We start from the raw sequence: 25,568 nt of genomic DNA, 5'->3' as shown, positions 1-25,568 counted from the left end.
AAAAAACCACCCATCCCAAAGAAGCGTAATCTCTCCGAAGACAATTTCATTCAGGGGACTTCAAATTTCCCTTGGGCTGAAGCGAACGAGCGTGTCATCAAATCGTTCAACCTCCGACTGCCGGAACCGCTGCACATGAAACTCCAGTACATTGCGGATAACACACCGCATAGCATCCACGGCTTTATCATGGAGGCTGTCGAAAAGGCGATCGAGGATGAGCTTGAAAGACTGATTCAATGAAGGGAGTTTCTGGCATGGGGAAAATCTTGCAAAGAATTGCCGCTTTCGTTCCAAAGGAGCGGGCTCGTTTCTTCGAGGACTTGATCTCAATGCTGGCGTCCGAAGTGGAGACGTGCTTTCCCGATCGAGCAACTCCGGGGGAACAATACGACCGGGCGATCAATAGGGTGAAGTTGCTCATCAAAGCCAAGGGTCAAATCCATGCCTATTTCAAGTTGAACCTCCGAAGCGATTTGGAACCAGAAGAGCAGGCAAAGGCTGCCTATGTCGTTGAGGCAGGGGTCGGCGATGTGGATTTTTTGAAGGGTATCGTTGCCGGGCTGGATAATGACCAAGAGATTCAAAGATGGATCAGTGACATTTTCAGCAACGTGTTGAGAAGAGTAACGTCATTATCTGGAATGAACTCGGAACGCCGTTTAGGGAGCCGTTTAGGGAGTCCCATCGAATAAAAAGATACTAAATAAAAAATACCTAATATCATTAGTAAAAAATTGATGATTTTTTGTGAAAGCCCAAAAATAAAGGGTTTACAGATGATATTCTCTGTAAACCCTTGTTATTTATGTGGTGCCGAGGAGGGGACTTGAACCCCTACGGCCGTTGGCCACTACCCCCTCAAGATAGCGTGTCTACCAGATTCCACCACCTCGGCGTATTTGTAATTTGGGTTTTACTCCGATTTCGTATCCGTTTGGGGTGCATTGTCTTCAGGCTGTGCTGGCTGTTCGATGGGCACTTGGGTGTCGGTAACCACTGACTTGGTTGTCTTGCCTCCCGATATGTAGGCCAGGGTCAAAGAGGTCAGCATGAATACGATGGCGGCCACGGTGGTTGCTTTGCTTAGAAAGGTTGACGCGCCAGTACTCCCGAACAGGGTCTGGCTTGAACCGCCGCCGAAGGCGGCGCCCATGTCGGCACCCTTGCCGGTCTGGAGCAGTACGATCATGATCAAGGCGATGCAAACAACCACATGAATGACTATCAATAGTATGGACATTGGTTATCGTCTTTTAAGGTTTTCTCAATGATTAAAAGATACCAGTTTGCTGAATGTTTCGGGATCCAAACTGGCGCCGCCGACCAATGCGCCGTCCACATCAGGCATCTCCATAAGGGCCCGGACGTTGTCCGGTTTTACGCTTCCCCCATATAAAATGCGAACGGAACTGGCAAACGGATTTCCCAACAGCTTGTCGAGCAGTGACCGGATAAACTGATGGGCCTCCTGTGCCTGCTCCCTGGTGGCGGTTTTTCCGGTCCCGATAGCCCAGACCGGTTCGTAAGCAACAACCAGGCCGGTTAGGTCATCAAAAGCAAAACCTAGTAGACCATCTCGAACCTGTTTGTCAAGCACAGAAAATGTATCCCCATTTTCACGCTGCGCCTCGGTTTCACCGATACAGAAAACCGGGATGAGCTTTGCAGAAAGGGCGGCCTGAATTTTTCGGTTGACGCCCGCATCGGTTTCACCAAACAACTGCCGACGTTCGGAGTGGCCGATGATCACGTGGCTGCAACCGGCATCCACCAGCATTTCCGATGAAATTTCACCGGTGAACGCCCCTTGTTGCTCCCAGTGAAGGTTTTGGGCCCCCACGGCGATGCGGCTGCCTTTGAGCGCCTGGGCCACCGGGTAGAGGGCGGTAAAGGGTGGGGCGATCATCACTTCGACACCCGTGACCCCGTTGATCAGGTTTTTCAACTGATTGGCAGCTTGCACAGCCTGTGAACCGGTTTTGTGCATCTTCCAATTGCCCGCAATCAAAGGCGTTCGACTGCTCATGGGTCGATTTCTCCTTCCGGTTGTTAAAGTTGCCGGCGCCGCCCGATAAGCGACTTACCAGTGCATCACAGTTGTTTGCCGATCATGGCGGCCAAGTCGACCATTCGGTTGGAGTAGCCGGTTTCATTGTCGTACCAGGAGAGTACTTTGACCATATTTTCAACAACGTAAGTGGTCGGCGCATCAACGATGGATGAAAGCGGACAGCCATTGAAATCGGTTGAGACCAAGGGCAGATCACTGTATCCCAGGATGCCTTTGAGCGCACCTTCAGCGGCCTCCTTGAGCGCTTCATTGACATCGGTTTTGGTGACGCCGGTTTTATCCACGCTGACCACCACGTCGACGATCGAGACGTTGGGGGTGGGAACGCGAATGGCCAGGCCGTTGAGTTTACCCTCCAATTCAGGAAGTACCAAGGCCACGGCTTTGGCCGCGCCGGTGGTTGTGGGGATCATGGACAAGGCGGCTGCCCGCGCCCGGCGAAGGTCTTTGTGGGGGAAGTCCAGCAGCCGTTGATCGCCGGTATAGGAGTGAATGGTCGTCATCAGCCCGCTTTTGATGCCAAAATTTTCCAGGAGTACTTTTGCCACCGGTGCCAGGCAATTGGTCGTACAGGAAGCATTGGAAATGATGTGGTGCTGCCTGGGATCATATTTATTGGCGTTGACACCCATCACGATGGTGATGTCCGGGTCTTGCGCAGGAGCGGAGATGATCACCTTGCGCGCGCCGGCGGTCAGGTGCTTGGCTGCGCTATCCCGATTCCGGAAAAGTCCGGTACACTCACACGCAACATCTACGCCGTAATCTTTCCAGGCCAGTTTTTCGGGATCCTTGATGGCTGTGTAGGCGATGGACTTACCGTTGACTTCGATGGCGCCTTCTTTGGCCTTGATCTCCACGTCAAGCCTGGCGTGGACTGAATCATATTGCAGCAGGTGGGCCATGGTCGCCGCGTCGGTCAGGTCATTGATGGCCACGACCTCGACTTCAGGATGGTTCATGGCTGCACGAAATACCACACGACCGATTCTACCAAAGCCGTTTATGCCGATTTTTATGCTCATCTTGCCCTCCTTTTAGGTTTCGCCCAATGTCAACGCACGCGCAGATGGGTATCCTTTACACCGTTCATGCCGGTGGCCATGCATTGGCCCATTTATCCTCTTTTGTTTCCCTTTAAAATGCCGCTGGCCAGGGAGATGCTTTTTTTCCCGAACGCTTCGAGACTGGCAGCCATTTCCGCGAGCGTCTGGTTTTTTCGGGCGCTGGCCGCCCGGATCAGAATAGGTAGATTGACCCCCGAGATCACCTCGATGCGGCCTTCCTCAAGGAACGAGTAGCTGAGGTTGGATGGTGTGCCCCCGAACATGTCGGTGAGGATCAGAATGCCGTCGTCACTTTTCAGTTTTTTTATGCCGTCTGCGATTTTTTTGCGCAGTTTATCCGCATTTTCGTTCAGATCGATTGACACGGCGGCCATGGCCTCAGGCCTTCCGCCAAGGATAAAATCAGCCGCCTCCAAAAGCGCATCTCCGAGCCGGCAATGGGTAACCACTAAAACGCCAATCATATCCACCTGTCTTTCATCTGGTAAATTCGTGTAAACAAACCGGATGCCTCTCTCATAACGAAGCGGATTTGTCAATGTCGCGATGGGTCAATTCAGCCATTCGACCCGATGTTGAAATGTGATCATACACCTGCCCGGCGATCACCACAGAGCGATGACGACCTCCTGTGCAGCCGATGGCAATGGTGAGGTAAGTCTTGCCTTCATTTTCATATTGGGGGATCAACGTATCCAGAAGATCAAAATATTTTTTTAAAAATAAACAGGTTTGGTCATTATTCAAGACAAAAGATCGGATTTTTTCCGTTTTTCCGCTCAAGGGCCGAAGCGATTCAACAAAATAGGGATTCTTGATAAAACGGACATCCATAACCAGGTCGGCGTAGGCCGGAAGACCGAACTTGAATCCGAAGGATATTACCTGGACCCGCATGTGGCCGTGTTCGGTGACCACGGCGGCCATTTTCCGGATAACGGCCTTAAGGTCGTGAACCGTCATATCAGACGTATCGAGGATGTGATCGGCCTTGTGGCGCAACGTGGACAGTATGGTTTTTTCTGCGAGGATGGCGTCGTGTATGTTCTTGTCTAGAGCCAGTGGATGCAGCCGTCGGGTCTGGCTGTAGCGTCTGAGCAATATCTTTTCGTTGGCCTCTAAAAAGATGATCCGAAATTGAAACCCCATGCCTTTTAAGACATTGAGTACCGATTCATGCCGGCCGATAAAATTGTTATCCCTAAGGTCCATGCCGAATACCAGGCCGGCAAACGGGTTGGCATTTTCCAGCGACAGATCCATAAAACCGGGCAAAAGGACAACCGGCATGTTGTCCACGCAATAGTAACCCAAATCCTCAAATGCAGCCAATGCGGTGCTTTTTCCGGATCCGGATCTTCCGGTGACGATGGTGATGGGGGGCCGTTTCACAGCGTGGTTCTCACATGACTATGGGGAAGACAAATGGTTTTCAAGGCACTGCATGCGGTTAAAAATCGTCATCGTACTCACTGATAATGGCGATGATGTCCTCCGGGCGGGTTGCTTTCATCATCATCTCTTTCAAGGCTTCATTTTTTAGCAGACGCGATACGCGGGCCAGGAGTTTGAGGTGCAGGTCGGTGGAGCTTTCGGGGGTGATAAGCAGAAAAAAAAGGTGGGTGGGGCGACCGTCCATGGATTCGAAATCCACGCCCTGCCTGCTTAGGCCAAACCCCAGGAGCAGGCGCTCCAATTTTTTAAGTTTTCCGTGGGGAATGCCGATCCCGCCGCCGATTCCCGTACTGCCCAACCGTTCACGATCCATCAACACCCGCATCATATCTTTGTGGTCGATTCCGGTGATTCGGGCCGCAGGGGCGACCAGCTCATTCAAAATACCGATCTTGTCCTTGGATTTCAGGTCTACCAGGATAACCTCGCTGTTGAGAACATCCAAAATTTTCATCGTTGTATCATCCGCTCGGGCGCCATAAGATCGCTGCTAGGTAAGGGGCTTGATTAATCCGTAATTTCCGTTTTTTTGACGAAAGAGCACGTTGACCGTGTCAGTCCTGGCATTGGTGAATACCAGAAAATTATCTTTGATCAGGTCCATCTGCAGCACCGCCTCATCCTCGTCCATGGGCTTGTATTCGATGTGGTGGACACTTACCCGGGGCAGGTCCGTGTCTTCATCGATCGCCTGGTCGGATGCAAGCGGGTCGGTTTTCGCTTTGGATCGGTGTGCCCTGCTTTTCTGTTTACTTTTTTTAATCTGAACTTCCAGTTTGTCCAGCACCATGTCGATGGCTGAATACATCTCCTCGGTCTCTTCCTTGCCGTTGATGGTCAACCGGTCTCCGATGATATGGATTTCAGCGCTGTGGCGGAATTTTTCAATGGACAGGACGACATTGGCTTCGGCCGGCCCATTGAAATATTTCTCCATGCGGTCCAGTTTTTCACTGACGTAGGACTTGAGGGCATCCGAGGGTTCGAGGTTTTTGAATCTAACGGATGTATTCATGTGAACAAGCCTCCTTTTTTGAAAAAACCGCTCGAACTGAACGGTCAGGCGGTTTCAGAAGTATGCTCAGCCCGTCCATGCCAAGGGGAGATGAAAACTGGACGACTGAAATTGGGGGGAAGCCATTAAAATTGCTTTCGCTTGCTGGAGGATAGAATGCCCATCATTTCCCTGTACTTGGCTACCGTTCGACGGGCGATGTCAATATTGTCCGCCTTGAGCAGGTCGGCCATCTTGCTGTCGCTGTGCGGTTTTTTGGGGTTTTCCCCTTCGATCAGTTTTTTGATTTTGGACTGCACGCTCGCCGAGGCAATATCCTCTCCATGAACCCGCTTGATGGAGCTGTTGAAAAAATATTTGAGTTCGAAAATACCCTGGGGGGTGTGGGCGTATTTATTTGTGGTCACCCGGCTGATGGTGGATTCGTGCATGCCGATGTCTTCGGCAACATCCCTGAGCACCATGGGTTTTAAATTGGCTACACCCTTATCGAAAAAGTTCCGCTGGAATTTCAGGATACTCTCCATCACTTTGTATATGGTTTTCTGGCGCTGGTGGATGCTGCGGATCAGCCAGGCAGCGGATCGCATTTTATCCCGAATGTAATCCTTGGCATTGGCGCTGACTTCGTTTTTGCGGGTAATGGCGCGCTTGTAGAAGGGGTTGACCCGAAGTTTGGGCATGCCGTCGTCGTTCAGGACGATGACAAAGTCGCCTTCGCTTTTGTAGACGTAGATATCCGGGATAATGTAATGGGGGGTCTCTTCATTGAACTGTCGTCCGGGTTTGGGTTCAAGCCCGCGGATGATACTGACTGCGGCAACGATATCCTTGAGTTTCACCTTCAGGGCCTTGCAGATGGCCTTGTAATTTTTATTTTCCAGATTCTTCAGGTGGTCGGAGATGATGTCGGTCACCAGCGTGTTTTCCAACTTCAGCAAGCGGGCCTGAAGCAGGAGACATTCCCGCAGATCTCTGGCACAAACCCCCACCGGATCGAAGGACTGCAAGGTTTCCAGGACGTCTTCCACCATCTCGATGGAAACGCCACTTTGCTCGCTGAGCTCTTCGACGGACAGCTGCAGGTAACCGTCCCGATTGAGGTTGCCGATAATCAGGCTGCCCACCTGTTTTTCGATGTCGGTGGGCGACAGCATCAGCAGTTGCCACAGGAGGTGGTCGCTGAGGGATTCCTTTGAGGCGACAAAGGCTTCGTATTGGGGCGCCTCGCGGCTTTCGGATTCGAAATTGACTTTTCCCGGCGAGTTGTACTCGTCGATGTAATTGCTCCAGTCGATCTCGTCATTGATTTTCTCATCAATAGTGACTTCCCGGGCCTCTTCGACAATGGTAGTCGTCGCCTCTTCGGGTTCACCATCCTTGGATCTGTCGGGGGTCTCCTGGATTTCCTCCAAGGTGGGATTTTCTTCGAGCTCTTGTCGGATGGTATCCACCAGCTCAAGCCGCGACAACTGCAAAAGCTTGATCGCCATTTGGAGCTGGGGCGTCATTATGAGCTGCTGGGTCAGTTTGAGTTGCTGCCTGAGTTCAATTGCCATCTTAGAGCCTGAATTCTTCTCCCAAGTATATCCGGCGGGCGATGGTGCTCGCGGCGATCTGCTCCGGTGTCCCGGTTTCAATCACCTTGCCGTCGTTTAAGATAAATGCTGAATCGCACGCACCCAAGGTGTCCCGAACATTGTGATCCGAGATCAGGATGCCGATGCGGCGGTCCTTTAAATGGGCAATGATCTTCTTGATGTCAATCACGGCCAGCGGGTCAACCCCGGCAAAGGGTTCGTCCAGCAGCATGAAGGCCGGATCGGTAGCCAGGGCCCGAGTGATTTCCAGGCGTCGGCGCTCACCACCTGAAAGCACACCCGCCTTGGAATCCGCAACATGCGATATACCCAACTCTTCCAAAAGGTTGTCGGTGCGGTCATGGCGCTGACGGCGACTCATCGGCAGGGTCTCCAGGATCACCAGGATGTTCTGCCGGACGGTGAGCTTCCTGAAAACTGAAGCCTCCTGGGGCAGATAGCCCACGCCTTTTCTTGCCCGGATATGCATGGGATATTCCGTGATATCCATATCATCGAGAAATATCCTGCCGCTATCCGGCTTGACCAGACCCACGGTCATGTAAAACGTGGTGGTCTTGCCTGCACCGTTGGGTCCCAGCAATCCGAATACCCGGCCACTCTCCACGTCCAGGCTGACCCGGTCCACCACTTTTCGGCCCCGGTAGACTTTGACCAGTTCGCGAACGGATAAAGTCGCCATTCGTAGCTTCCCCCGGGGCACATGGTTGCGTACTATTCCAGCCCTGTTTCTTCCGGCACAATTACGGCGGTAACGCGGCCGTTGGATCCACCCTCGACGGTGAAGCGCCCATCCTCCCTGTAGAAGGTGATTGTCTCCCCGGTGATGATATTGTCGCCGCTGGTTACCGATGCCCCCGGGCCGGTCAGTATCAGAACCCGCTGGGCTGTTATATATACCGCCTGCCGGGCGACGGCAAGCCTATTGTCGAATTTAATTTCCACGTTTCCCGCGGCCACGAGCTTCTCCAGGGACTGCGCCGGGGAAGCGTCATCGGGGCCGGATTTTCCCGCAAAGAAAACCTTGAGGTTGTCTGCTGTGATCAGGGTATTACCCTGACTGGCGCTGACATTCCCAATAAACTCCGCCGTGTTGTTCGTGGTGTCCGATATGAGCCGCTCGGCGGTAATTTGGATTTTTTTCGCTTCGGGTTCAGCCGCATTCGCTTGGGGTGAATCCGCAGCGGCCAGACACGATCCGACCAGACCGGGCAGCAGCGACAGGTAAAAAAATGTCGTCAGCACCAATCCGAAAGGAAGTTTAAAGCTGCAGGTCTTCACTGATGGTTCCTTCCACACCGCCTTCGAAATGGGTGATGTTCGTTTTCAGGTTCATGGCCATGCTGTCTGCGCGCAGGGTGAATGCCTGGCCGGTAATTGTCACCGGCGTGTCGGCGCGCAGTTCTCTGGTTGCCGGATCATAGGCGAGTGCGTCGGTCCGGAAGCGGTAAAGGCTGGTGTCGGCCGATACCTGTCCCGAGATATTCATGCGGCTGGAGTCTGTGAAAATCGTACCCCGGTCGGCGGTCAGGCGCACGTTGTCACCGTCGTCCATGAAAAACTCCACATCGGGCCTGGTCAGCAGCATGGTTTTGTGTTGATCCATCAAGGTGGCCGATTCCGCTTCCAGACGCCACTCCCGAATACCGTTTTTCGTTGCGGTCTGGCGGATTTTGTTCAGCTGCATGTCGGCCTCTTTCTGCACCCTGTCCAACAGGATTTCCGGATTGCGCGTTACATGGCGGTAGCCGATAAAAACGGCGATGGTGGTCCCTAAGGCCAACACGCCGACGGCCAGCAGGATTCGTTGAACCAGGCGTTTTTTTTTCATGGAAACAACCTGTGGATCAACATCTCCCAGTCGCCCCTGGCCTTGAGGATTCGTTCGCTGATTTCACGCACCGCTCCGCAGCCGCCACGTGCCCGGGTGGTTAGAACAGCCACCTGTTTCACCTGATCGTGGGCATCGCCGACGGCCATGGGCACCCCCACCCGGCGCATGATCGGCAGATCCGGAAGGTCGTCTCCGACAAAGGCCGTGTGTGCGGCGGTAACACCGGTCTCTTTCAAAATGCTTTCCAGTGCGGCAGCCTTGTCGCGGACGCCGTCCTTGAGCAGGTGAATGCCCAGATTCCTGCACCGGTGTACCAGTGCCATGGAGCGGCGGCCGGTGACGATGCCGACCTGCAGACCCGCTTCCATGAGCATGCGGATGCCCAACCCGTCGCGTACGTTAAAAACCTTCGTTTCCTGGCCGGCGTCGTTATAGATCACCTGACCGGTGGTGAGCACCCCGTCCACATCCAGCAGAATCAGTGAAATTTGTTTAAGGCGGGTGTCAATCATGGGAAACTATCAAACGGCCAGGGCGGCTTTAATGGCTTTGAGCTGGACCAGCAGGCCGGGTAACTGGTCCAGGGAGATTGAATTGGGACCGTCGCAAAGCGCCTGATCCGGTTTTTCGTGAACCTCCAGGAAAACCCCGTCGGCGCCGGCGGCAACGGCGGCCCTGGCCAGAACCGGGGCAAACTCCCGTTGACCTCCGGAACTGCTTCCGGCTCCGCCTGGAAGTTGAACACTGTGGGTGGCGTCGAAGACCACCGGGCAACCGGTCTGCTGCATGATGTGAATACCCCTGAAATCCACCACCAGGTTATTGTAGCCGAACATGACACCGCGTTCGGTAATCATGGGTTGGACGTTGGATACCGAACGAATCTTGGCGACGACATGAACCATGTCCCACGGAGCCAGAAACTGGCCTTTCTTGACATTTACCACCTTGCCGGTTTTGGCCGCCGCCAAAAGGAGGTCGGTCTGACGGCAAAGAAATGCCGGGATCTGGATGACATCGAGTATCTCGGCGGCCGTGGGGACCTCGCTGATGCGGTGAACGTCAGACAGGATCGGCACGTCGAGGGTTTCCTTAATCTTGGCCAGCACCCGCAGGCCTGCTTGGATGCCCGGCCCCCTGTAAGCGGAGATGGCCGTGCGGTTGGCCTTGTCGTAGGACGCCTTGAAGGTAAAGGGAATGCCGAGGCTGCCGGTCAGTTCCTTCAGTCGGGCGGCAATGCGCAGTGTGATCGCCTCATCTTCGATGACACAGGGTCCGCTGATCAGGAAAAAAGAACGGTCAGGTTTCATTCGATGCCGTCTTGGGTTTGAATTGCAATCATGGTTTCTTTTGTATCCTCAGGTGCTTGAAAAGTCAAGCCGTGAAAAACTTTGCCTTGATTACCGGTGGCTTAACTGGTATCGTCGCTGATTTAAAGGACAGCCAACGAACAGCTTCAAAAGGGAAGAATCCGTTGAATAAGCAACGACGCTCGCTCAAACCGATCCTGGTGGTCAGCATGGTGCTGCTGATCAGTATCCCAGCCGTGTGGCTGGCCATTATTCGTTTGGAAGGAACACCGCCCGCCCTCGAAATCGATCTCGCATCTGCTTTTATCGGTGCCGCAGGAACCATCGACGTTTCTGTTGACGATGCCGGCAGCGGTGTTCGTAGAATATGGATGGGGCTGTTGGTTGACGGTCGGGAAGTGGAAATCCTGCAGCGGACCTATCCTTCAGCCGGTTTTTTTGCCGGTGGAAAGGAAAAAACGGTGCAGGTGAATGCAGCCGTCTCACCCAAGTCTCTGGGCCTTGCCGACGGAAAGGGGGTTCTGCGGGTGGTGGTCTGGGATTACTCCCTGCGCGAGTGGGGCAAAGGCAACCGGGTCCAACTGGAAAAAGAGATCCGGATCGACACCCAGGCACCGTCCATCAATCTGATCAGCCGTGCGCACAACCTCGCCCAGGGAGGCAGCGGTGTTGCGCTCTACCGGCTTTCGGAAGACTGCCCGGTCAGCGGCGTCAATGTCGGGGATCATTTCTACCCCGGATACGCCGGTCATTTCAAAGATTCGACGATCTACATGGCTTTTTTTGCACTGGACTACCGGCAGGGCAAGGAAGCGCGGGTGGCGGTTACGGCAACCGATTTTGCCGGTAATCTGTCCACAACCGGTTTGATTCATCACATCAACACCCGTTCGTTCAGAAAAGATGCCATCAATCTTTCCGACACCTTTTTAAATGCCAAAATGCCCGATTTCGAACGCTACTTTCCCGAAGCCGCCAGCGGCAGCCGGCTCGACCTTTTCTTGAAAGTCAACCGGGAACTGCGCAGCATGGACAGCGAGGCGATTTACCAAGTTACCTCACAAACGGAAAAAGAGATTCTCTGGGACGGACCGTTTCTGCGGTTGCCACATGCGGCCAACCGGGCCAGGTTTGCCGATCAACGGACCTATTTTTACGCAGGCAAGGAGGTCGATCGCCAGGTTCACCTGGGCATCGATCTGGCATCCACGGCTCACTCCCTGGTGCCGGCGGCCAATCGCGGCAAAGTGGTCTTTGCCGGCGAACAGGGCATCTACGGCAACACCATCATACTTGACCACGGATTCGGCTTGTTCACCCTATACTCGCATTTGAGCCAAATCGATGTTGCCGATGGTCAGATGGTCGAAAAAGGGAAAATGATAGGCAAGACCGGCATAACGGGTCTTGCCGGTGGAGATCATCTGCACTTTAGCACTTTGATTCACCAGACCTACGTCAACCCGGTGGAGTGGTGGGATGATATGTGGATCAAAAACAACGTCAGCGACAAGATCGATGACGCAGGACCCCGATAGGAGCAGGCGCGGCATGGCCAGATTCAGCGTTCAGAAAACCTACCAGCAGATCAACGCCAAGATCAGGTGCGGTGATGTGGTGGTTGTCACCGCCGAAGAGATGATCGACATCGTTAAAGCCAACGGGCCTGAAGCGGCCGCCCAGCAAGTGGATGTGGTCACCACGGGCACCTTTGCGCCCATGTGTTCGTCGGGTGCCTTCATCAATTTCGGCCACTCGGTGCCGGGTACCAAAGCCGCCAAGGTGTGGATCAACAACGTACCGGCTTACGGAGGCATTGCCGCCGTGGATTGTTACATCGGGGCCACCGAACCCTGTGAAGACGACCCGCTCAACAAGGTGTATCCCGGCGAGTTCCTGTATGGCGGCGGTCATGTGCTGCAGGATCTGGTGGCGGGCAAAAAGGTGCATATCAAGGCCAGCGCCTACGGCACGGACTGTTATCCCAGCCGGGAATATGAGAAGGTCGTGACCTTGAAATCACTGCCCCAGGCAACCTTGTGCAATCCGAGAAACGCCTATCAAAATTACAACTGTGCGGTCAATTTGACCAATAAAACCGTATACACATACATGGGAGCCTTAAAACCCAGGGCAGGCAACGCCAACTTTTGTTCGGCCGGACAGTTGAGTCCGCTGTTCAACGATCCTTACTACAAAACCATCGGACTGGGAACGCGGATTTTCCTGGGCGGAGGCGTCGGGTATGTGACCTGGCACGGAACCCAGCACCGTCCCGGGGTGAACCGGGCCGAAAACGGTACACCGCTGAGTCCGGCAGGCACCTTGTGGGTGATGGGAGATATGCAGCAGATGAGTCCGGAGTGGCTGGTGGGGGTTAGCATCCAGGGGTACGGGTGCTCGCTGGCAGTGGGGCTCGGCGTCCCCATCCCGATCCTGAATGCAGAAATGGCCGGATTTACGGCGGTCTCGGATGCTGACATCTTCACCCAGATAGTGGATTACGGCAACGATTACCCCAAGGGAAAGACCAGCCGATTGGGCCAGGTCAGTTATGCGGAGCTGAAAAGTGGTTTCATCACCGTCAAAGGCAAGCAAGTTCCCACGGTTCCGCTCTCCAGCATGGTCAAGGCCCGACAGATTGCCGAAACGCTCAAAAATTGGATCTTGGCGGGTCGGTTTGAATTGGGCCAGCCTCAGTTCACGCTTCCCGCTGCCTGATGTCCAGGCAAGATGCCGGGATGCAAGGGAAACGGAATGCAAAAGACCATCCGCACCTTTATCGCCGTGCCGATCCCGAATGCGGTTGCCGTCTTTTTGCAGCAGGTGCAGTCCCAACTTCAACTCGCGGCAATGGACATCCGGTGGGTAGCGACGCAGAACATTCACCTGACCCTGAATTTTCTCGGGGATATCGATCCAAAACGGGTTCCTGCAGTTGCTGCCAAGCTGGATTCAGCCGCCGCAGCGATCGCGCCATTTGAGATCAAGGCAAGCGGCGTGGGTGTTTTCCCGAATTTGCGCCATGCCCGTGTTTTATGGGTGGGCCTGGCGGGTGAAATCGAACCGTTGAAAGCACTTCAGGCGACCCTCGAATCCAGTCTGAATTCGGTTGCTTGCAAGAGGGAACCCCGGGATTTCCGTGCACACCTGACCATTGGCCGGACCCGGCGGCGTATGGATGTGCAAACGCTTGGTGCAGCGCTGGAATCCATGCGTGCGGCCAGATCCGATTCGTTTCGGGTGGATCGACTGACGCTGTTTCAAAGCAAGCTGAAATCTGCAGGGGCCGAGTACATCCCGCTGCACACGTCGCGGCTGTCGGATGCGTAAGACCTGCTGCGGATGCATGCATATGGTTTGACATGTGAGCGTGAGCCTGTTTCCCGCCATGTGCGGCGGGGCTGGCGGGCGAACGTGAATCCCGCAGATTGAACCGCGGCAGGGGGCGGGCAGTCGTGATCGCCGCCTTCCCGGGGATTGCCATGGGAGGTTTCAATGAAGATTTTTCACCCGGTTAAAAAAAAGGGAGGCATGCATGACCATTTCACCGGATAAAGCCAAGGCTGTAGATTCCGCCATGGGCCAGATCGAACGTCAGTTCGGCAAGGGCGCGATCATGAAGCTGGGGGCGCGCCCCGTCAGCAATATTCCCGTGATCTCAAGCGGGTCGATCGAACTCGATCGCGCCCTGGGCATCGGCGGGCTGCCCCGTGGCCGCGTCATTGAAATATTCGGCCCCGAATCTTCAGGAAAAACGACCCTGGCCCTTCACGCCGTGGCCAATGCGCAAAAGCAGGGGGGCATTGCGGCTTTTATCGATGCCGAACATGCCCTGGATACCGTCTATGCACGCAAGTTGGGGGTAAACTGTGATGAACTGCTGGTTTCACAGCCGGACACCGGCGAGCAGGCCCTGGAGATCGCCGACATGCTGGTGCGCAGCGGCGCTATCGACGTGATGGTGATCGACAGCGTGGCGGCCCTGGTTCCCCGGGCGGAGATCGAGGGAGAGATGGGGGATTCACACATGGGACTCCAGGCCCGGCTTATGTCCCAGGCGCTCAGAAAACTGACCGGCACCATCGGCAAGACCATGACCTCGGTGATTTTCATCAACCAGATCCGGATGAAGATCGGTGTCATGTTTGGCAATCCGGAGACCACCACCGGCGGCAATGCACTGAAATTTTATGCGTCTGTCCGGTTGGACATCCGGCGTATCGGCGCAATCAAGGATGGTCAGGAAGCAGTTGGCAACCGGACACGGGTCAAAGTGGTCAAAAACAAAATGGCCCCTCCCTTTAAAGAGGCAGAATTCGACATCATGTACGGGGAGGGCATTTCCCGGTCAGGAGACCTGCTGGACGTGGGGGTCAACGCAGGCATCATCGAAAAAAGCGGTTCCTGGTATTCATACAATGGCGAGCGCATCGGCCAGGGCCGCGAGAACGTTAAAAAATTTTTCCAGGACAATCCCGATCTCTTCGACGCTGTGGATGTGAAGGTGCGTGAGTCGGTGGGCCTGCTGCAGCCGGACACGAAATCGAAAACGGAAAAAACAGACAAGCAATAGGCGCTGACCCGATACGGCCGTGGGGGGGTCCGGGTACCGTGGGCGCGCATTCAGGAGATGGTTATGACCGGCAACGAGATTCGACAGCTGTACCTTGATTATTTTAACAAACACGGCCACCGCGTGGTCCGCAGTTCTTCCTTGGTTCCCCAGGACGATCCGACGCTGCTGTTTACCAATGCCGGCATGGTTCAGTTCAAGCGCACCTTTCTCGGTGAGGAGAAGCGCGATTATGTCCGCGCCGTCACCTCCCAGAAGTGTGTCCGGGCCGGCGGAAAACACAACGATTTGGAAAATGTGGGTTATACCGCCCGGCACCATACGTTTTTCGAGATGCTGGGCAACTTCTCCTTTGGGGACTACTTCAAGGAAAAAGCGGTTGACTTTGCCTGGGATCTTTTGACCAACGGTTACCGATTGCCGGCCGATAAGCTCTGGGCTTCGGTCTATCTGGATGATGACGAGGCCTTTGATCTCTGGCACAAGCGCATCGGCATCCCTGAATCGCGCATGGTCCGGCTGGGTGAGGAGGAGAACTTCTGGGCCATGGGCGACACCGGTCCTTGCGGCCCCTGCAGTGAAATCCACCTGGACCGGGGTGCAGCGCATGGCTGCGGGCGGCCGGACTGCGATGTGGCCTGCGACTGCGATCGGTTTCTGGAAATCTGGAACCTGGTCTTCATGCAGTTCAACCGCGATGCCTCGGGCGCCATGACCCCTTTGCCCAAACCCAGCATCGATACGGGCCTGGGGTTGGAGCGCATGGCCTCAGTGATCCAGAACGTGAACACCAATTTTGACACGGACCTGATCTTCCCCATCATACAGCGCACCGAAACGCTGGCCGGGAAGGCCTACGGGCAAAGCAATGCCGACGACGTGGCCATGAAGGTGATCGCCGACCACAGTCGCGCCGCAGCCTTTCTGATCGGTGACGGGGTGCTGCCGTCAAATGAGGGCAGGGGATATGTACTGCGGCGGATCATGCGGCGGGCCATCCGGTATGGCCGCAACATCGGCCTGAAAAAACCTTTTCTGCACGAAACCGCCCGGGTGGTGTTTGACATCATGGCGCCGGCCTACCCGGATCTCAAGGCCGCATCCGCCTTCATCACCAACGTCATCGAAAACGAAGAGGTCCGCTTTTCGGAAACCCTGGACAACGGATTGCGGGTGCTCACCGAAAGCCTGGCGGAGATCCGGGCAACGGGCGCCACCCGGGTTCCCGGCGACCTGATCTTCAAACTATACGACACCTTCGGGTTTCCCGCGGATATCGTGCGCGACATGGTGCGCGACGAGGGGCTGACCCTGGATACCGACGGGTTTGAACGGCGCATGGACGAACAGCGCAGACAATCCCGTACCAAAGTCGAATTTACAGGCATATCCGATGCCTACCGCCATTTGAGCGCTTCGGGTGAGAAACCCGAGTTCGTGGGTTACGGTGCTTTGGCCTGTGAAGCGCGCGTGGTGCTGGTGGTCAAAGACAGCCGGAGCGTGTCGGCAGCCGATGCACCGGCCACGGTTGAAGTGGTGACAACGGCGACTCCTTTTTACGGTGAAGCCGGTGGACAGGTGGGCGACCGCGGGACCATTTCAGCACCGGGTATGGAGATGATCGTAACGGACACGGTCAAGGATCCCACCGGCATCATTATTCACAAAGGGCGATTGCAGAGCGGCCGTCTGGAAAACGGCCAGACGGTCATGCTGAGCGTGGACGGCGACCGTCGGGCAGACGTGGCACGCAACCACACAGCCACACACATCCTGCACGCGGCCCTGCGCCGGGAACTGGGAGACCACGTGAAGCAGGCCGGATCCCTGGTTGCACCGGAGCGGCTCCGTTTTGACTTTACCCATTTTTCCCCGATTGATCCGGATGCACTCGAGCGCATCGAAATCTTCGTCAACCATCGCATCCGCCAGAATGCGCCCGTGGCGGTGGAGGAGATGGATATGGAGCAGGCCATGCAATCCGGTGCTACGGCCTTGTTCGAGGAAAAATACGGTGACCGGGTGCGTGTCGTAACGCTGGATACCTTCAGCCGCGAGCTATGCGGTGGCACCCATACCGGCCGTACCGGCAACATCGGCCTGTTCAAAATTCTTTCCGAAGCCGGTGTGGCCTCCGGCGTGCGACGAATTGAAGCCCTGACCGGCCTTGCCGCATTGGAACATGTTCAGAAAACCAGCCGGATTCTCCAGCAGTTGAGTCATCTGGTAAAGGATAGACCCGACAGCCTGGTTAAACGCGTCGAATCGGTGATGGTTTGGTTGAAAAGCATGGAAAAAGAGAATCAGCAGCTCAAGACCAAAATGGCTGAACTGCAGGCTGACAGCAGCGGCGAGCAGGCGGTTACGATCAACGGTGTCAGCGCCATTATTCACCAGGTGACCGTTGACCAGCCCTCCGCCCTTCGGGAGTTGGCCGATCGATTCAAGGACCGCATCGGCTCGGGTGTTGTTGTTCTGGGTTGTGAAACCGAGGGCAAGGTTCTGCTGATCGTCGTTGTGACCCAAGATCTGCTTGGCCGTTTCCATGCGGGTAAAATGATTAAACCGATTGCCGCCCAAGTGGGCGGCGGCGGCGGTGGAAGGCCCGATATGGCCCAGGCCGGTGGCACGCAGCCCCAGCACCTGGGACGGGCGCTCGAAACTGCCCGTGAACTGATTCGGCAGGGATAGTCAGCCGACTAATTCCGTGCAGACAGCACCCCAGAAAGGCCTGCGGTGGTCATGGCCGGGCGGGTGTCTCTTTTTGCGGTGTGAGCCTGTTTGCGCAGGCAGTGGCGCATTGACAGGCTCCAGCGTCAACCGTTTTCCTTGAGTGCCACTTCAATCACCAACTGCCCTTTGCCTGTTATGCAGGGGATGACAATGATGGGCAAGCCGGAAGGATAGGAGACCTTGTGCTTGCCGACCACCACGCTGGGAACACTGATCGACGTGCCGGCTGACGGAAAGTCGGTTTTGGCGTTGCCGGCGATCATGTTGGCAATTTCTCCGATGGCGTCGGTGCAGTCGTCATCCAGTTCTGTGACCGCTTCTCCGACAAGCGCCGATACCAGCTCAAGGGCGACCGCTTTGGAGAGGTTGATCACCACGCAACCGGTCACCGTTCCGGAAAGGCCGATAATGCTGCTGATTTCATATCCCGGCAGTCCCCCTTTTTTAAGGCTGGGTTTGCCCAGCTTGAAGGGAACATCGATCATGGTGTTAAACAGCTTTTTGACCGCATTGATAAATGGATTGATGTACTTGACGTCCATTCTTCACCTGTCAGAAGGTTGATGAACTGGTAAAAAGTCGATTCAACGGCATCCGGCCGGAACGATGCACCGGTCAATACAGGCTTATCATCGGTTATTTTCCCGCCAACTTGAGCCCCCCGATGCCTGCAAAAAATCAAATTGACGGGCAAGGCGGATCTCCAACGGCCGATGCTAAGCCTTGAGCACGTCGATCATGCTATACACCCGGCCCGTTTCCTCCAGTTTCAGTCTCTGATCCAGATAGCAGACCGCATCCATGGTGCCTTCCGCATAGATGTCACGACCGTTCACATTGTGTTGAAATTCAAAGACCACGGTTTTGTCGGGTGAGGTCAGTCGATAGGTGTGCCACCCATGACCCGACAGGTAGGCCTCGGGAATTTTCCATTTTTCGCGCTGAACCACTGGGTTGCGTTCCATGGTAATCTGTTCCGGCGAGAAATCGACGCCCATGCGGCCAAAATAGGAAACCATGGCCTTGGCCGTGCCGCTGGTATCCGCTTTACCGGCCTGGTGGCTCTCCCGGACAGTCAACTGGTAGCCCTTGAAAATACCGGGAAAGTGGTCGGCAGCGTATTCCATCATGGCCTGAAACCCGACGATCTGTTTGGCCATATTGGGTGCGATGACAGCGCAGACGGCTGATGCGGCAACCACCCGGGTCAGTTTTTCCCGATCTCCGCCGGTGGTTCCCATAACAAAGGGCAGCCCCCGTTGGCAGTAGAATACGGCATTGTCGTTGACGGCCGATGGGTGGGTAAAGTCCACACTGATGAAACTCCCGTATCGGCTGACGATGGCGTCCATTTTTTTCCCCCGATCGGTCGGTTTGATGAGTTCGATGACAGTGCCCTTGACGGTGACCTGGTCAACTGTGATTTCAGGGCCGGTGAGGGCATGGGGTATCAGCATGACCCGGTTGTCGCTCAAGGCATGGCTGGCGATGGTGGTGGCCACGTTGCCTGGCAGGCCGTTGATCATTATTTGGATGGGCTGCATTTTTTAAGATCCTTTTTGGGTTGAGTCTTCCACTGGCTGTAAAGGGGACCGAAAACCTCCGGCTACCCCGAACCGATTTTTTCGGCAATGCGGGTCAGTTTGGGCAGCGGCCGGCAATCGGCCGATCGGATGTTGCCGACCAGCATGGCTGCAGCAGCAGGAATCCATCGTTCGAAACCCATTTTCCGTTTGACCCGGCTCAAGAACCCGAAAGCCCCCAGTATTTGAAGGTTGCGGGTGACGGCGCAATAGCGGAAGCCGCGGATGAACGTGTCCGGGTCGCTTTTTAAACGGTCGGACGCCTGGTGGGCGGCATAACCCAACAACCGCTCTTGCAGCGGCTGATCCAGGCCGGCATAGGGATCAATCAGCAGGGCGGCAAGGTCGTATTGAACCGGCCCGTATCGCGCCCCCTGAAAGTCGATGAGATAGTGCCGGTCATCCCGGAGCATGATGTTGCGGGATTGGAAATCACGGTGTATCAACCCGCTGACGCCATGGTCGATGGTGCATCGGGCCAGGTGTTCGAACTCCGCGGTCAGGCTATCATGGGCGACCGTCATGTTCAGGTAACCGTTTAAAAAAGCGTCCACAAAATAACGGCACTCCTTTTCAAGGATCAGTGCCGCATCGTAAGCCCGGGTCTGGCAGGTCCAGTCCGGATTGAAGCCCTCGAGCGCCTTTTCGGTCAGGTCCAGCAGCGTATCGATGATTGTCTGGTAAAGTCTTTCGATGCGGCTTCCATGGGGCTTTTGTTGAAGCACCTGCTGCAGATGGCAGTCTCCCAGGTCTTCCAAAAACACCAGGCCGCTGAATCCGTCATGGGTGTGGATGCGGGGTACGGGCAAGCCGCAGTGAAAGAGATGCGCACCAATCCTGACAAATGCATTGACTTCGCTGCCCGCCGGTGCGGTGGTGATGCCGTGGTCGGCCAGGATGAGCCGGTGCGGGCCGGCTGTCAGTCGGAACCAACCGCGGTCGGAACCGTCGCCGGACAAACGGCGACGGACAATGTCAGGGGTCTGGCAGTCGCCAAAGGCCGATCGGAACGCCTCAGGTGCCAGGGCATCTGCAGCCGCATCGCGGTAACCGTCGGGGCTGCCAATGTCCTGCCAGTAATGATTCCGGACCACCTGGGCATTGATGGGTCTGCCTTCGTCGAGCATCTGACGGTAAACGTGGATGATGTCGCTGAACCCGCTGCCTGGAATGCGGTCGAGGATGCGGATGTCCATGACGTGAATGCCGGTAAAGGCCATTTTACGATGGGGGCTTTGGTTCGTTGGACGGTCGACCCGCTCGAACCCGGTAATTTGGTTTTGCTCATCCACCCCTACCTGGTTAAAGGCAGGGCGGTCATGCATGACCAGGGTCACCTGGGCGCCATCCAGCTTGTGGCGCCGGTAGACGTCAGCCAGATCGATGTCGGTGACAATATCCGCATTGACGACCATGAACGGATCGTCATCCCAAAAGTGTGCCAGGCGGCGGATGGCACCGCCGGTTCCCAGGATCTCCGGCTCATGGCTCACGGTCAGGGGCACGCCAAAATCGTTTTCTGCCAGGTAGGACGCGATCAGATGGGACAGATGGTGGGTATTCACGGCAATAGCAGTGCAGCCACCCCGAATCAGGTGGGTGATCATGCGGCCCAGCACCGGTATGCCGGCAACCGGGAACAAGGCTTTCGGGAGGGTTCGGGTGTGGGGTGCCAACCGGGTTCCAAAGCCGGCTGCCAGGATCAGCGCTTTCATTGGTTCAACAGATTCAGGTAGGCCTGGATGACCGTTTCAAAATGAGCGATCTGGGGCTCGTCTTCATGACTGCGGATCCCATTGGCGGAAAAATAGTTCAGACCGTTGGTATAGTTGATTTTGGAGGTTGACTCCACCAGTTCGATTTCTTTGTTTTTAAGCATATGAAGACCCAGGTTCTGAATTTTTTTCAGTTTATCCTTCGTCTCCAGGTTTTGTTTCCGGTTGGTTCGGAAAAAGTGAAGCACCACCCGGTAGGATTCGAAGTAGGGTTTCAAAAAAGCGGCAAATAGTTTTAGTTTCCGATAACCTGCGGAGGTAATCTGGTAACTGTCGGGGATGGTCTGGTGAGGCATGAGCATCGCATCATCGATGAATGATTTGATGGTTTTTCTGACAAAATGAACCGGGGGCCGATCCAGATCGAAGGCGAATTCATATTTGAAGAAGTCCTGGAAATACTGGTACTGGTTGTGTAGATCGGTGGCGCTGAACTGGAAGGCATCCTTTTTGATGATCGCCAATGCGGTGAAGGCAGCCGGCACAAAATAGGAAATGCAGTTATTCTTGTAAAATTCAAGTAGTGTGCGCTTGGCGGCATTGACGGTGAAACTGGCCTGTTCTTCAGGCAAATCCTTGTCGCCGGGCGCTTTTTCAAGCAGTTTGCGCGACAGGTAGCGTTCGATGGCAAATTCCATGGCACTGTCAGGGTTGAGCGTGATGGTGTCGGCAAGCTTGGCATTCTGGGATAGAGCGAAGGCCAGGTAGGTGTTCACCGCATCCATTAACTCCTCCTGGGTGAAACGGGGCTTGGAAATGTTCAAGATGGCGGCGGCTACCATTGCGTGTGGTGTAATCACCGTTTGTTTGTCGATGGCATTGATGATGCGCCAGCCCAGATTCCGGCACAAGGCGTTGATATCTTTTTGGGCCATGCGGTCCAGCGGCTCGGTGGTGTCCGCCAATTGATCCCGGGTGGAAATGGGGTCGTGGAAGTTAATATAGATCTTCCCGTAGCGTTTTTTCAGGAAACGCCGGGCGCGGATAACCTGGCTGAGGTTCTCATTCTCCTTTTTGCCGCCCGCCACTTCCTGAATATAGGCTTGTTCCTCGATAATCCGGTCATAGCCGATGTAAACGGGAACAAAGATCATGTCTTTGCAGGCGCCATTGCGATAGGCATCCAGCAGGATGGAGATCAGACCCAGTTTAGGCATGAGCAGTTTGCCGGAGCGGCTTCTGCCACCTTCGATAAACAATTCGATGTTGAATCCTTCTTCCAACAGCTTGTGGATATAAGCGGAGAAGACACGTGAATAAAGCACCGCCCCCCTGAACGTCCGACGCAGGAAAAAGGCACCGCAGCTCCGGAAGATCGGGCCCAGCGGCCAAAAGGAGAGATTTTTTCCGGCGGCGACATGGGGGCAGGGCATGTTGTTGTGGTAGAGTACGTAGGAAAGGATCAAATAATCGAAATGGCTTTTGTGGCAGGGAATGAGAATCAGCGGCGCTTGCATGGACATGGCCTTGACACGGGCCAGACCGGCTTTGTCAATGACAGCCCCGTCGAACATGGAGTTGATGATCCACCCCACCACCGAGGACATGACGCGGATGACGGCCGGACTGTAGCGTGCGGCAATTTCATCCAGGTATCCATCTGCTTTTTTCCTGATACTGTAAATCGATTCCTGTCGCGAAGCCGCATGTCTTTTAATGAAAGACTGCATCCGATCGCTGGTGAGAATAGATTCTTTGAGCTCTTCGTTGGATTTCAAGACGGGACCGGTGATGCTCTGTCGGTGGCGGTTGTGCTGGAACAGCAGCTGGCGCCGCAATTTAAGGGCCTGGAAATTGATGCTCTCGTCTGTATGCACCGACTGGCTGAGCCACTGCTGCAGGTTCAGCGGAGGGGAAAGTTCAACAAAGATTTTTCCGGGATACCGGATCAGCGTGACAAGCTTTCTAAACATCCCCGGACGGTGTGAGGTGCCAAAAAACAGGTCAAACAGGCTCGGAACCGCAGGCAGCGGCTTTTTACCGAAAAACATCAGTTGCGGAACCAGATAGATGGGGCGGTCGATCCGCTTTTGCACCTCAATGAGGTAGCCAAGCGGATCGTTTTTCTCCTTGACGAACCGTCGGTAAAACCCTTTTTTCTCAACCAGGGCTAGCGTGGCACAACCCGAAGAGAGAAGGGCGCGTTGGTAGTAATCGCTTCGATAGGGGTTATGAATTCGGCGCTCCGCAAACAGTTCATCGAGGTAGGCGAGGCAGATGCGGAACACCCGCGAAAGGGGTTGCCATAAAAAAGAGCCCGAATCGAAAACCAGTTCAGGTATCGGCAGGCTGAGCTGACGGTAGCGGGTATGGGCAAAGAGAAATTCGAAGTGGCTTTTATACTTGGTTGTGTAGACGACAATGGCCTTATCGGGGATGTTTTTAAGGATGTCCGCCTGTTCGGCGCCCATAAAAACGCCCGAAACCAGACGCTTCAGGAAGGCACTTGAAAGCGTTCCGGTGGGTGAGGGCAGAAAACAGAAATAGTGATCGTGTGAATTTTTCAGCAGGCGGTCAATCCACCTGCGAACCTTCAGCCCAATGGGAGAACCCGGATTATTTATTTGATTATTCATAATTTTAGAATGTTAGATTCCAAAAGGATAAAACATGGATGACACAAAAAAATAACAGAAGCCTGGCCCCATTGCAACGCCATATTCAGCGCAGAAAAATATACTTGCGCTGGTCTGGCTTCTATGTTATTGCCAATAGACTTGATGGCGCCATTTCAGATGCGCTATCTAATTGAAATCCCATTAATATTTTAAAATATGCCCATCGTTCGGCAAATGCCGGAGAAAACGAAGCGCGTGGCCGATCGGGCAAATCTTCGCAGGGGCATCCACACGGATGGCCGATGAAGTCATTTTCAATCAGTCTAACTTAAATTGTTCAAGAAGGAGGATGATTCTCTATGAAAACGTTAATTGGTGGAGCGGTTGCAGCGGTTCTCGGTCTGATCGGCCTGTCGGTATGGTTCGGTGAATTTCTACAGCTGCTGGCCGGTGCGCTTCCGGTGATGCTCCTGCTCGGCGGTGGCCTGGCGCTCTATCTGGGGTTTGATGAGCTCAAGGATACATGGAAAAAAGACGACAGCACGACCGATGATTCCGGTGCCGATGAGGATGCCGAAAAGTACAAAAAAGAGATTGACGAGCTTAAAAAAGAGATCGAGACGCTGAAATCCGATAAGTAATTCCACCTCTCCCCGAATTTGAATATGCTGCCCCGATCGGCCTGCTGATCGGGGCTTTTGCGCTTGGGGTACGTCCACCTCCCCCCTGCCGTTGGGATCAAGATTACCTGTAAAACCGAATACCTTTGCTGATGCGCATAAAGTCGGATAGCTGGGCTTCCCATTTTGAACGTATGCGCGCCAACGGCGTGCCGGCTTCAATCGCTTTACGGAGCCGGCGGTCACCTAAAATCAGGTCCATGGGCAGACGCTCGTATTCATACTCATAGGGCGGTTGTTTGTAGGTAAACCGGTCGGGGTGGGCGTGAAAAACAGCCTGGTAGAGACCCACAGAGAGTGCGTAGGACGAATAGACCGCCGGGTCGGTGACATGGATCTGGAACCCTCGGCACGACTGCCCCGTCCACTTGTTGGCGGTGGGTTCAAATTCAACCGGTCTGAGTACGACACCGGCCAGAAGGTCGGCATCGATTCGTTCAAGCAGATGTTCGGGAGACAAAAACGGTGCGCCGAAGATTTCGAAGGGCTGGGTGGTTCCCCGACCTTCTGAGATGTTGGTTCCTTCCCAGATCACCTGGCCCGGATAGACCATGGCCGAGGCCGGTGTAGGCAGATTGGGCGACGGCGGCACCCAAGGCAGACCGGTCTGGCTGAAGGTCATCTCTCTCTCCCATCCCTGCATGAGAACAACGTCCAGGTCGCAACCGATGCCGAAGTGGGTGTTGAAAAGGACGGCAAGCTCCCCGATGGTCAATCCATGGCGCATGGGAATGGGGTAGCGACCCACGAAAGACGAACACGCGGGGGTCAGCAGATTTCCTTCCAGGCGAAGGCCTCCCAGGGGGTTGGGTCGATCCAGGACAATAATCTTTTTGCCATAAAGCCGTGCCGCTTCCATGCAGTATGAGAGGGTATAGATAAACGTATAGACCCGGGTGCCCACATCCTGAAGGTCTACCAGCAAAATGTCTATGGGGTCCATCATGGCTCGGGTGGGAACACGGGTATCTCCGTACAGGGAAAACACCGGCAGGCCGGTAACCGGATCCAGCCGGTCGCCGGATTCGATCATGTTGTCCTGTCTTTCAGCATAAAATCCATGCTGGGGGGAGTACAGGGCTTTTAACTGACCCGGGAAGACCTGTCGAATCCGTTCGCGGGCATGGGTGAAGTTGCCGTCCACCGATGCCGGATTACACAGCAGTCCCATGCGCTGGTGCTTCAATGATCGGGGCGCTGATTCTGATAAAACGCTTAGACCCGTTTTTACCGCTGTCATTGGGATCATTCCTTGATGAACTGGTAAACAGTCGATTATCGGACGGCGCCGTCTTCCTTGGCTGATG

At 54.8% G+C, this 25,568-nt stretch carries 26 protein-coding genes and 1 tRNA gene; 8 read left to right on the top strand and 19 right to left on the bottom strand.

Annotated features, from left to right (window positions below):
- Together R6V78_RS06175 and R6V78_RS06170 are read left to right on the top strand one after the other, a co-directional pair.
- Positions 1 to 243 (top strand): hypothetical protein (locus R6V78_RS06175; RefSeq protein ID WP_410288463.1); only part of this gene is annotated, 243 nt, incomplete at its 5' end.
- A 14-nt stretch (positions 244 to 257) separates the two neighbouring features.
- Positions 258 to 695 (top strand): hypothetical protein, encoded by a 438-nt coding sequence (locus R6V78_RS06170; RefSeq protein WP_410288462.1) that lies wholly within the window; start codon positions 258 to 260, stop codon positions 693 to 695.
- 116 nt (positions 696 to 811) lie between these two features.
- Here the strand turns inward: R6V78_RS06170 and R6V78_RS06165 are convergent.
- From R6V78_RS06165 to kdsA, 14 genes are all read right to left on the bottom strand, one after another.
- Positions 812 to 898, bottom strand: a tRNA-Leu gene (locus R6V78_RS06165).
- An 18-nt stretch (positions 899 to 916) separates the two neighbouring features.
- Positions 917 to 1,243 (bottom strand): preprotein translocase subunit SecG, encoded by a 327-nt coding sequence (gene secG, locus R6V78_RS06160; protein ID WP_410288461.1) that lies wholly within the window; start codon positions 1,241 to 1,243, stop codon positions 917 to 919.
- A 24-nt stretch (positions 1,244 to 1,267) separates the two neighbouring features.
- Positions 1,268 to 2,029 carry a triose-phosphate isomerase gene (gene tpiA / locus R6V78_RS06155; RefSeq protein WP_410288460.1) on the bottom strand — a complete coding sequence of 254 codons (762 nt, stop codon included), beginning with the start codon at positions 2,027 to 2,029 and terminating at the stop codon, positions 1,268 to 1,270.
- 65 nt (positions 2,030 to 2,094) lie between these two features.
- Complete coding sequence (gene gap, locus R6V78_RS06150; RefSeq protein ID WP_410288459.1) at positions 2,095 to 3,099, bottom strand: type I glyceraldehyde-3-phosphate dehydrogenase; 1,005 nt, start codon at positions 3,097 to 3,099, stop codon at positions 2,095 to 2,097.
- A 92-nt stretch (positions 3,100 to 3,191) separates the two neighbouring features.
- Positions 3,192 to 3,605, bottom strand: coding sequence for a PTS sugar transporter subunit IIA (locus tag R6V78_RS06145; RefSeq protein ID WP_410288458.1), 414 nt, complete (start codon positions 3,603 to 3,605; stop codon positions 3,192 to 3,194).
- 52 nt (positions 3,606 to 3,657) lie between these two features.
- Positions 3,658 to 4,533 carry an RNase adapter RapZ gene (rapZ, locus tag R6V78_RS06140; RefSeq protein ID WP_410288457.1) on the bottom strand — a complete coding sequence of 292 codons (876 nt, stop codon included), beginning with the start codon at positions 4,531 to 4,533 and terminating at the stop codon, positions 3,658 to 3,660.
- A 58-nt stretch (positions 4,534 to 4,591) separates the two neighbouring features.
- Complete coding sequence (locus R6V78_RS06135; RefSeq protein WP_410288456.1) at positions 4,592 to 5,050, bottom strand: PTS sugar transporter subunit IIA; 459 nt, start codon at positions 5,048 to 5,050, stop codon at positions 4,592 to 4,594.
- A 36-nt stretch (positions 5,051 to 5,086) separates the two neighbouring features.
- Positions 5,087 to 5,611 carry a ribosome hibernation-promoting factor, HPF/YfiA family gene (hpf, locus tag R6V78_RS06130; protein WP_410288455.1) on the bottom strand — a complete coding sequence of 175 codons (525 nt, stop codon included), beginning with the start codon at positions 5,609 to 5,611 and terminating at the stop codon, positions 5,087 to 5,089.
- A gap of 125 nt (positions 5,612 to 5,736) precedes the next feature.
- On the bottom strand, positions 5,737 to 7,170 hold the full coding sequence (gene rpoN / locus R6V78_RS06125) for an RNA polymerase factor sigma-54 (RefSeq protein ID WP_410288454.1): 1,434 nt from the start codon (positions 7,168 to 7,170) through the stop codon (positions 5,737 to 5,739).
- A 1-nt stretch (position 7,171) separates the two neighbouring features.
- The gene (lptB, locus tag R6V78_RS06120; RefSeq protein ID WP_410288453.1) at positions 7,172 to 7,894 is read right to left on the bottom strand and encodes an LPS export ABC transporter ATP-binding protein; all 723 of its coding nucleotides are present in this window, start codon (positions 7,892 to 7,894) and stop codon (positions 7,172 to 7,174) included.
- 32 nt (positions 7,895 to 7,926) lie between these two features.
- The gene (gene lptA / locus R6V78_RS06115; RefSeq protein WP_410288452.1) at positions 7,927 to 8,493 is read right to left on the bottom strand and encodes a lipopolysaccharide transport periplasmic protein LptA; all 567 of its coding nucleotides are present in this window, start codon (positions 8,491 to 8,493) and stop codon (positions 7,927 to 7,929) included.
- Positions 8,474 to 9,043, bottom strand: coding sequence for an LPS export ABC transporter periplasmic protein LptC (gene lptC / locus R6V78_RS06110; protein ID WP_410288451.1), 570 nt, complete (start codon positions 9,041 to 9,043; stop codon positions 8,474 to 8,476). Before lptC ends, lptA begins: the two co-directional genes overlap by 20 nt.
- Positions 9,040 to 9,558, bottom strand: coding sequence for a KdsC family phosphatase (locus R6V78_RS06105; RefSeq protein WP_410288450.1), 519 nt, complete (start codon positions 9,556 to 9,558; stop codon positions 9,040 to 9,042). The genes lptC and R6V78_RS06105 overlap by 4 nt, the downstream gene beginning before the upstream one ends.
- Before the next feature lie 9 nt (positions 9,559 to 9,567).
- A complete protein-coding gene (gene kdsA, locus R6V78_RS06100; protein WP_410288449.1) occupies positions 9,568 to 10,356 on the bottom strand; it encodes a 3-deoxy-8-phosphooctulonate synthase in 789 nt (262 codons plus the stop codon).
- A 164-nt stretch (positions 10,357 to 10,520) separates the two neighbouring features.
- Between kdsA and R6V78_RS06095 the strand changes: the two genes are divergently transcribed.
- From R6V78_RS06095 to alaS, 5 genes are all read left to right on the top strand, one after another.
- Positions 10,521 to 11,894, top strand: a complete 1,374-nt coding sequence (locus R6V78_RS06095; protein ID WP_410288448.1) for a M23 family metallopeptidase — start codon at positions 10,521 to 10,523, stop codon at positions 11,892 to 11,894.
- 13 nt (positions 11,895 to 11,907) lie between these two features.
- Complete coding sequence (locus tag R6V78_RS06090) at positions 11,908 to 13,077, top strand: homocysteine biosynthesis protein (protein WP_410288447.1); 1,170 nt, start codon at positions 11,908 to 11,910, stop codon at positions 13,075 to 13,077.
- 36 nt (positions 13,078 to 13,113) lie between these two features.
- A complete protein-coding gene (thpR, locus tag R6V78_RS06085; protein WP_410288446.1) occupies positions 13,114 to 13,689 on the top strand; it encodes an RNA 2',3'-cyclic phosphodiesterase in 576 nt (191 codons plus the stop codon).
- Positions 13,690 to 13,894: 205 nt separating this feature from the next.
- Positions 13,895 to 14,932 carry a recombinase RecA gene (gene recA / locus R6V78_RS06080; protein ID WP_410288445.1) on the top strand — a complete coding sequence of 346 codons (1,038 nt, stop codon included), beginning with the start codon at positions 13,895 to 13,897 and terminating at the stop codon, positions 14,930 to 14,932.
- A 63-nt stretch (positions 14,933 to 14,995) separates the two neighbouring features.
- A complete protein-coding gene (gene alaS / locus R6V78_RS06075) occupies positions 14,996 to 17,623 on the top strand; it encodes an alanine--tRNA ligase (RefSeq protein WP_410288444.1) in 2,628 nt (875 codons plus the stop codon).
- A gap of 125 nt (positions 17,624 to 17,748) precedes the next feature.
- Here the strand turns inward: alaS and R6V78_RS06070 are convergent, their stop codons facing one another.
- The 4 genes from R6V78_RS06070 to R6V78_RS06055 form a co-directional block, all read right to left on the bottom strand.
- Entirely contained in the window at positions 17,749 to 18,207 is a 459-nt protein-coding gene (locus R6V78_RS06070) for a chemotaxis protein CheX (protein WP_410288443.1), read from the bottom strand.
- A gap of 174 nt (positions 18,208 to 18,381) precedes the next feature.
- Positions 18,382 to 19,209, bottom strand: a complete 828-nt coding sequence (gene dapB / locus R6V78_RS06065; RefSeq protein WP_410288442.1) for a dihydrodipicolinate reductase — start codon at positions 19,207 to 19,209, stop codon at positions 18,382 to 18,384.
- Between the two features lie 62 nt (positions 19,210 to 19,271).
- Entirely contained in the window at positions 19,272 to 20,963 is a 1,692-nt protein-coding gene (locus R6V78_RS06060; RefSeq protein WP_410288441.1) for a sugar phosphate nucleotidyltransferase, read from the bottom strand.
- Positions 20,960 to 23,599: a 1-acyl-sn-glycerol-3-phosphate acyltransferase gene (locus R6V78_RS06055; RefSeq protein ID WP_410288440.1), complete on the bottom strand. Its 2,640-nt coding sequence runs from the start codon at positions 23,597 to 23,599 to the stop codon at positions 20,960 to 20,962. The genes R6V78_RS06060 and R6V78_RS06055 overlap by 4 nt, the downstream gene beginning before the upstream one ends.
- Positions 23,600 to 23,940: 341 nt before the next feature.
- Between R6V78_RS06055 and R6V78_RS06050 the strand changes: the two genes are divergently transcribed.
- A complete protein-coding gene (locus tag R6V78_RS06050; RefSeq protein ID WP_410288439.1) occupies positions 23,941 to 24,222 on the top strand; it encodes a hypothetical protein in 282 nt (93 codons plus the stop codon).
- Between the two features lie 103 nt (positions 24,223 to 24,325).
- On the opposite strand, the gene R6V78_RS06045 is transcribed toward R6V78_RS06050, so the two are convergent.
- Complete coding sequence (locus R6V78_RS06045) at positions 24,326 to 25,501, bottom strand: exo-beta-N-acetylmuramidase NamZ domain-containing protein (RefSeq protein WP_410288438.1); 1,176 nt, start codon at positions 25,499 to 25,501, stop codon at positions 24,326 to 24,328.
- Positions 25,502 to 25,568: the final 67 nt, after the last annotated feature.

It is taken from the genome of Desulfosarcina sp., assembly GCF_046496365.1.
Taxonomy (GTDB): Bacteria; Desulfobacterota; Desulfobacteria; order Desulfobacterales; family Desulfosarcinaceae; genus Desulfosarcina.
This window is presented reverse-complemented; position numbering and strand designations above follow the sequence as displayed.